Origin of the sequence: Nostoc sp. FACHB-888 (assembly GCF_014696655.1) — a bacterium.
In the GTDB taxonomy this organism is placed as follows: domain Bacteria; phylum Cyanobacteriota; class Cyanobacteriia; order Cyanobacteriales; family Nostocaceae; genus Nostoc.
The window spans coordinates 1-6,263 of sequence record NZ_JACJQM010000218.1 but is presented as its reverse complement, the minus strand read 5'-3'; the positions used below and the strand labels follow the sequence as shown (position 1 = coordinate 6,263).

The window sequence follows — 6,263 nt, the reverse complement described above, 5'->3', positions numbered from 1 at the left end:
GTCTTGCTCAGTCGTCAAGTCTATTTTTTATACAATCTTTTATGCTGATTTTCTGGAATTTGTCAAGTTTTATTTATACCAAATTAGATGAGCTTACCCTGATTTATAAGTTTGTTCCCCAAACATAAACATTGATTTAAGTCTATGGTTGATATTTAATTTGGTGGCTAATTCTTGAAATAAAAGATTTGACTTAAACGAAAAATAAAAGCACTCCTTACAATTATTTGAAAGTATGCCCAGCCCAACTACCGACTTAGTTCGCTCCTACCTCAAAGAAATCGGACGCTACCCTCTACTCCTGAGCAAGAGATTACAAATGCTAGGCTTGTGCAGCAGATGATGGCGATTGAAGAACAGCGTGCAAGCCTCGCACTTCAACTAAACCATCAACTTACATCTTGCACCAATACATAAAGACTAGTACCACTTGTTACTAAAGATGGAAGAATGTTCGCCAGATTTAAGCTAGAACCTAAAAGTTAATCTTTATCTGATGTTCGATAAAAAACTTATCAAAAGCTAATTCGACTTGGCGTAAACTTAGTTCAACAAGAGGGAATCGATCGATATGGATGCTATTGAATTATTGGAAAAAGACCATGCTACAATTCGCACTCTCTTCTCAGACCTTGAGAAGACTCAAGACTCTCAAGAATTAGAAGAGAATTTTACAAAGCTTGCCAAACTGCTAACCCTTCATGCTCGGTCTGAAGAGTTAGTCCTCTACCCACAAGCAAGTACTTGTACGGGGACTGAAGACCTAATCGAGCATGGATGGAAAGATCACCATAAAGGAGATGAAATGATTTTAGAAATCAAGTCTCTCGCTGCGGATCGATCGGAATTCAAGCAGAAAATTGGTGAGTTGCAAGAGTTTATGGAAAATCATCTGATCGAAGAAGAAAACGAACTTTTCCCAAAAGTCCGGGAGTGTCTAAGTCCCGAACAAAGGCAGGAGTTAGCTTCTGAGCTAACTGAGACTAAAAGCGAACTTGTCGATAAAGTTGTGGATGAGCTGGAACATAGTTAGCCAAACAGCTTTGGAAATCAGCAAGTTAGCGCTCTCTACCCTTCAGAGGTAGAGAGCTTTTTGCGAAACTTATCACCTTCACTAACTAGGTTCAAAGTTGTCTTCTGTGACTCCGCACTGGGGACAGATCCAGTCATCAGGTAGATCTTCAAATGCAGTACCAGGTTCTAGTCCAGCATCTGGATCGCCTTTGGCTGGATCGTAGATATATCCGCAAACCTTACATGTATACTGCTGCATAATTCTCGCTGCTCCTAATTAAAACTTCAACTTTTAGCACTCCTAATATCATCCGGCTCACCCAAGCGACTTAGATCCGCTTATTCGATTGTCGATCGCAATTTAGCGGTGTGTCGTTTTATCTATTCCAAAGCTCCTGATCTCGACCTCATTCTGCTCGGCTGCTGACGCTTTCCACTTTAGTAAGCTAACAAAATGCTAGGGCTATTCGCTCTGTCACAAGGCAGAGGTTCTACAGTAATATTCTGCCAATTGCTGTTAATGTTTTAATAAACAAGCTTGCTTCAAGAAGGGGCACTAGGTTTGCAAAAGGGAATCGAAAAGTTTGATCCCAACCGAGGCTATAAACTATCGACCTACGTTTACTGGTGGATTAAGCAGTCAATAACACGGGCGATTGGAGAAAAGTCTCGCACTATCCGTCTGCGAATCCATATCAACGAGAAATTAAACAAAATCAGGAGAGTACAGCAGCAACTGTCTCAGTCTTTGGGTCGTCCTCCGGTTATAGTAGAAATTGGCGAATCGCTGAATCTATCGCCCAACCAAATACGGGAATACCTTCAGGTTTCTAAGCCTCCAGTCTCCCTAGAAAAGCGAGTGGGAGATGAGGGTGAAACTGAACTAGCCGATATTTTACCTATGGATGGCCTTTCGCTGGATGAGCAACTCAGTCAAGACCTTCTACACCACGACTTGGCCGAGTTGCTGGCATTGCTTAAGCCAAGGCAGCGAGAAGTATTGACTTTACGCTTTGGATTAGAAGATAATCAGCAGCTAACCTTGAGTCAAGTTGCAAAACGCCTAAATCTTAGTCGAGAAACAATTCGTAAAACTGAACATCAAGGTTTGAAAATTTTGCGCTCTCATCAAAACAAGATTAAAGACTATCTTCTTAATTAGGACTAACTAAGGGTTGTTGGACTCTAGTTTCATTTATATTAAGTCGAACTCACTAATCCGAATGGCACGCTTGAAAAGCTCTAAGCTATTTGAAATAAGGGTTACAGCTTTTAATGCCAACTGAGCATTAAGAGTAATGAGGGAAACCGCTAGATTTGACCTAACATTTAAGTAAAGAAAGTAACTAAAGCTACAAAATGCGATGTTTGAGCCAAAACGATAGAAGTGGTAATGCCACTCGATACCCGCCTTTGGCTCCATAAATTAATCCTTTCTGTTCCAATCCTGTAAGAGCGCCTTGAAAACCACCACCTCGTGAAAATTGGTGTTTCTGAAGATAGGGACGTGAATGAGGGCTATCAGTAGGATCGATCGCTAAACTTTCTAGTACCCGTGCCTGAATGGGAGGCAGCAGTAAAAGGAGAGATTCAAAGGTAACAGACAAATCTTCAACCACTCGTAACGTGCTGCAATATACGTGATGAAGTTGGATGAGTTTTGGGGAGGATTGGAGCGCAAAACTGGTTTGTTCATCCTGATAGAAGCAATGATAGTCGCTCCAAATTCGCCGCGCCAAAGCAATGGCATCTCCAACATGTCCTTGTGAATAGTCCAAAAACAGTTTTAAGGCATCGACTTCAAACTTTAAGTCTGCTGCTGCCATTGCTTCAACAGCCCAGGTTTGAATTTCTTGGTCTGGCATTGGGAGCAAGGAGACAAATTGAACCGAGCTATCTTCCACCCAATCTTCTGGAGTTGTAGCCAAGATAACGTAACTAACCCGGTTTTGGCGTTGAATTTCTTGCCGCAAATATGATTCCCATCGGCCTGCCCGATCCCAGGAGCGAATATGGGGAAAATTCTGAAAGACAAACACTACCCGACAGCTTAACTGTTCTGCCATCATCTGAGGTAAATTTAATAAGGCTTGTAGAATCAGCCATTCATCATTTGGAGGAACCTGCCAAACCAAGCGGGTTTGATGTACGGTTGGTTGCTCTAATTGCAAGGGATAGGCACAAGCCCACTGCTGAATAAAAGTTCGTTCTTCCGATGTACCAAATATCTGCACAATCCCTGAAGCCATCAACTCTAAAAAGCGAGAAGAGGTAGTGGCTCGCAAGCAGTCGATCTCCAAAATCCTGGCTCCCATTTGCTGTGCGGCATAGCGAATCAACGCTCGCCGCCCACTTCCCGTGACGCCTGTGAGCATCAAATCTTGGTCAGCCGCCAAAATTTTACAGGTTTGCTCTAGCTCAGGCTGTCTGCCAATTAACCTTTGTGGTTTAAAAGCATCGTTCATCATCGTCAACTAATTCTCCTCACTTTGAGCCAACCTGAACTGAAAAACTATCTACTTTTCTCTAACAACGCCAGAAGAATTTTCGATGTATAACTACTTGCACTATTTTCTAGTGCAGTGTCATGATATAAGAACTATTTTCTAGTGCAATTCATTTTACCCATGTCTGCTAACCTATCGCATCCTCAAGTTTCTCAACCGGTTGAGAACCATGCCTGGCATACTATTGAGGCTCAAAAAACTCTTTGGCTACTCAAGAGCGATCGCACGCATGGTTTAACTCAGGAACAGATTGACCAGAATTTACAGCACTACGGTACAAACGAACTGGTCGAAACGAGTGGGCGATCGCCCCTGGAAATTTTCTGGGATCAGTTTAAAAACATCATGTTGCTAATGCTGATCGCCGTAGCAATTATTTCGATGGTTCTGGATGTGCGCGAATCTTTGGTAAAGGGACAGTTCATTTTTCCCAAAGATGCGGTGGCAATTTTTGCGGTGGTGTTTCTGAATGGATTATTGGGCTACCTTCAGGAGAGTGGAGCCGAAAAAGCACTGGCAGCCCTGAAAAACATGGCATTATCCAAAGTGCGGGCGATCCGCGAAGGTAAACTAGTGGAGGTGGAATCTAAAGAACTAGTTCCTGGCGACATTATGTTGCTGGAAGCGGGAGTTAAGGTTGCAGCAGATGGGCGGATCGTAGAAGCAGCGAACTTACAGGTGCGAGAAGCAGCCCTCACCGGAGAGGCACACGCAGTTGAAAAACAAGCCAATGCCATCCTCAAAGACGATGCGCCTCTGGGAGATCGGATCAATTTAGTGTTTTCTGGAACAGAGGTGGTGCAGGGACGAGCAACGGTGTTAGTCACAAACACTGGTATGCAAACCGAATTGGGCAAGATAGCAACTGCGCTGCAATCCGTCCAGACAGAGCCAACGCCTTTGCAAAAACGTATGACCCAACTGGGCAATACGCTGGTCACAGGATCATTGATTATAGTAGCGATTGTGATTCTGGGGGGGACATTGTTCAACCCCTCGCTGTTTGAGGAACTGGTCAAAGTCTCTTTGAGTATGGCGGTTGCGGTTGTGCCAGAAGGCTTACCCGCCGTTATTACCGTTACTTTGGCATTAGGCACTCAACGCATGGTGAAGCGGAATGCCCTGATCCGAAAACTGCCTGCGGTGGAAACCCTCGGTTCTGTCACGACTATCTGCTCGGATAAAACCGGAACTCTAACCCAGAACAAGATGGTAGTACAAGCGGTGCATACCGCTAGCTACGCCATTTGTGTAACAGGCGAGGGATACAGCCCTGAAGGTGCGTTTTATCACCAGGTCAATGCCAGAGCAGAGCAAGAAATTTTAGTAGAGGCAGAACCAGAATTGCGATCGCTGCTTCTAGCGTGCGTGCTTTGTAATGATGCCGTATTGCATAAGGAGAATGGCGACTGGGCAATATTAGGCGATCCGACCGAAGGGGCGTTACTGGCAGTTGCCGGCAAAGGAGGGTTTCGCAAAGACCAAGAGGAGCAAGCGTTCTCGCGTATTGCTGAGTTTCCCTTTTCATCCGAACGCAAAAGGATGAGCGTTGTCGTGCAGGATACGTCCAACAAACTGGGACACAGCCTGTCAATCGTGTTTACCAAAGGTTCGCCCGAACTCGTTCTGGAACTCTGCACTCACATTCAGCAGGGCGATCGGCCTCAACTCATGACAGCACAACAACGGCAAAAGATTTTAGAGCAGAATAATCAGCTTGCTAGCCAAGGGTTACGGGTCTTAGGTTTTGCTAGTAAGAACTTGACAAAATTATCAGACTGCGATTTTGAGGATACGGCTGAAACTAACTTGACCTGGTTGGGATTGGTGGGAATGCTGGATGCTCCCCGTCCGGAAGTGCGCGATGCAGTGGCGAAATGCCGTACAGCAGGCATTCGTCCGGTGATGATTACAGGCGATCACCAGTTAACCGCACAGGCGATCGCCCAAGACTTGGGCATTGCAAAAGTAGGCGATCGCTGCTTGACTGGGCAGGAACTCCAGAAGCTCACTCAGCCAGAACTGGAAGCACAAGTGCAACAAGTTAGCGTGTATGCTCGTGTCACACCAGAGCATAAGTTACGAATTGTCCAAGCTCTCCAGCGCCAAGGACATGTCGTTGCTATGACTGGGGATGGAGTTAATGATGCTCCAGCCTTGAAACAAGCAGATATTGGTGTGGCGATGGGTATTACCGGCACGGATGTCAGTAAAGAAGCTAGCGACATGGTGCTACTGGATGACAACTTTACCACAATCGTCTCGGCAGTTGAAGAAGGTCGAGTTGTTTACATCAACATTCGTCGCTTTATTCGCTACATCCTTGGCAGCAACATCGGTGAGGTCTTGACTATCGCAGCTGCTCCATTGTTGGGGTTGGGTGGCGTACCGTTGTCTCCTCTGCAAATTCTCTGGATGAACTTGGTAACTGATGGACTTCCGGCTTTAGCACTGGCAGTAGAACCAGGTAGACCAATCGTCATGCAAGAACCTCCTAAAGACCCAAAAGAGAGCATTTTTGCCAGAGGCTTAGGCTCTTACATGGTGCGGATTGGCATTATTTTGGCAGTGATAACTATCTTGATGATGGTCTGGGCATACGGTTACACTGCTCAGGTACAAAGTGAATTGTTAGATCGCAATCGCTGGCAGACTATGGTGTTTACTACGCTTTGTTTAGCACAAATGGGACACGCACTGGCTATCCGTTCCAACACGCGGTTAATGTTAGAGGTGAATCCC

Annotated in this window: 5 protein-coding genes; 3 read left to right on the top strand and 2 right to left on the bottom strand. The window is 45.2% G+C overall.

The window, feature by feature from the left end:
* The first annotated feature begins 571 nt into the window (after positions 1 to 571).
* A complete protein-coding gene (locus H6G26_RS37095) occupies positions 572 to 1,033 on the top strand; it encodes a hemerythrin domain-containing protein (protein ID WP_190736535.1) in 462 nt (153 codons plus the stop codon).
* Between the two features lie 81 nt (positions 1,034 to 1,114).
* Here the strand turns inward: H6G26_RS37095 and rd are convergent, their stop codons facing one another.
* Complete coding sequence (gene rd / locus H6G26_RS37090) at positions 1,115 to 1,273, bottom strand: rubredoxin (protein ID WP_190673179.1); 159 nt, start codon at positions 1,271 to 1,273, stop codon at positions 1,115 to 1,117.
* Between the two features lie 279 nt (positions 1,274 to 1,552).
* On the opposite strand from rd, the gene H6G26_RS37085 reads away from it, so the two are divergent.
* Positions 1,553 to 2,176: a sigma-70 family RNA polymerase sigma factor gene (locus H6G26_RS37085; protein ID WP_277883958.1), complete on the top strand. Its 624-nt coding sequence runs from the start codon at positions 1,553 to 1,555 to the stop codon at positions 2,174 to 2,176.
* Positions 2,177 to 2,366: 190 nt separating this feature from the next.
* Here H6G26_RS37085 and H6G26_RS37080 read toward each other — a convergent pair whose 3' ends face one another.
* Positions 2,367 to 3,482 (bottom strand): ATP-binding protein, encoded by a 1,116-nt coding sequence (locus tag H6G26_RS37080; protein WP_190736533.1) that lies wholly within the window; start codon positions 3,480 to 3,482, stop codon positions 2,367 to 2,369.
* Between the two features lie 159 nt (positions 3,483 to 3,641).
* On the opposite strand from H6G26_RS37080, the gene H6G26_RS37075 reads away from it, so the two are divergent.
* The coding region (locus tag H6G26_RS37075) for a cation-translocating P-type ATPase (RefSeq protein ID WP_190736538.1) at positions 3,642 to 6,263 on the top strand (2,622 nt) is incomplete at its 3' end.